Source organism: Cetobacterium somerae ATCC BAA-474, assembly GCF_000479045.1.
Classification (GTDB): Bacteria; Fusobacteriota; Fusobacteriia; order Fusobacteriales; family Fusobacteriaceae; genus Cetobacterium_A; species Cetobacterium_A somerae.
In genome coordinates, this window is sequence record NZ_KI518121.1 from 3,038 (window position 1) to 4,606 (window position 1,569).

Sequence of the window (1,569 nt, forward strand, 5' to 3'; positions counted from 1 at the left end):
GAAATACAACGCCTAATCCTAAAGTTTTGGAGCTTAAATCTAAAATTTTAAATCGTTATTCTCACAAAAATTTAATTGTTCAGTATATAGAAAATATTGAAATATTAAAAAAACGATATATAAAATCTCAATTTAAAAGAATCGATAGTTTATCTGCTGAATATAATAAAGAAATTTTTCTAGATGCGATTAAAGAATGTATATCCAAAGATAATTTTGATTTAGATTTTTTGGCGAAACTTCTTAGTAATACCAAGAAAAATACTGAATCAGAACCTTCTTTACAAAATATTCCTGATAAATTAAAAAATATAGTTACTGAAACTAGAGAACTTTCTGAATACGAAGAAAAGTTGGTGAAGTTATGCTAAATCAAGAATTAAAAGAGTTGGCAATACAATTAAATTTAAATAATTTAAGGGATAATCTTGATGATTATCTCTTAAATGCAGAGCAATCTAACGTTTCATATTGTGAATTTCTAAAAAATGTTTTTAAAATGGAAATTGAAGAAAGAGAAGCTAAAAAATATAAGATGCGATTAAAAAAGGCTAGTCTTCCATATCATAAGGATTTTAGTGATTTTGATTTTAATTTTCAAAAATCAATTTCAAAGAAAAAAATAAATATTCTATGTGAAATGCAATGGATAGATCGCTTGTTTAAATTAATTTTTCTAGGTCCTCCTGGAATAGGTAAAACTAGAATAATGGTTTCTTTGGGAGTTGAAGCTCTAAAAAAAGGATACGATGTCTTTTTTGTTTCAATGACTGATTTAATTGATATTTTGAAGTACCGAAAAGATTCATATAAATATAACTTACTATATAAAAGAATTCTTAACGCTCAAGTTTTGTTATTAGATGAAATTGGATATCTTCCCATTAGTAAAGAGGAAGCAAATCTTTTCTTCCAATTAATTTCAAAATTAGATGAGAAAGTGGCAATGGTTATTACATCAAATAAAACCTTTAGTGAATGGACAGAATTCTTAGGAGATCCAGCGCTAGCAACAGCAGTATTAGATAGATTATCTTTTAGATGCGAAATATTCAACTTAACAGGAAATAGTTATAGATTGGAAAAAAGAGAGCATTTGTTTAATGAATAGGTGTAATTAGGTCTGCCAAAAAAGCAGCATTCTGAAATGTCAATTTTACAACAATCGAAAATGTCAAAAAAACAACAAAAGAAACTTGCCGTTAACAATATGTTTCTTTTGGAAAGTTGATACCTATTACTTTTATATGTTACAGTATTGTCTTTTGACAAAGAATAGGTTACAATACTGTTAGTTGATTCTTCTTTTTTAAAGAGGAATGAAAGTACTTGTTGTAGATGTTCTTTTGCATTTCCAGTTCTTTTTAACTAATCTAAACAAAGAGCATTAAAGTCATCAATGTTTGTAAAGACTCTATGTTTAGCAAAATTATTTTTTACAAATTTAACAACAGCTTCAATTATTCCTTTACTTTGAGGATCAAAAGCTCTACAAAGATGAACTTTAAAATTCATGGTATTTATATACTTTTGAAACAAATCAGTTTTAATGATATCTCCTAAATTTTC

2 protein-coding genes and 1 pseudogene are annotated in these 1,569 nt (G+C 26.3%); 2 read left to right on the forward strand and 1 reads right to left on the reverse strand.

All coding sequences use genetic code 11. The features are described 5' to 3' along the window. Positions 1 to 371: hypothetical protein (locus HMPREF0202_RS05300; protein ID WP_023052228.1), on the forward strand; the 371-nt coding region annotated here is incomplete at its 5' end. Next, the gene (gene istB, locus HMPREF0202_RS05305; protein WP_023052229.1) at positions 365 to 1,111 is read left to right on the forward strand and encodes an IS21-like element helper ATPase IstB; all 747 of its coding nucleotides are present in this window, start codon (positions 365 to 367) and stop codon (positions 1,109 to 1,111) included. The genes HMPREF0202_RS05300 and istB, both read left to right, overlap by 7 nt. A 257-nt stretch (positions 1,112 to 1,368) precedes the next feature. Here the strand turns inward: istB and HMPREF0202_RS15255 are convergent. Next, positions 1,369 to 1,569, reverse strand: a pseudogene (locus HMPREF0202_RS15255) (IS21 family transposase); the annotation flags it as partial.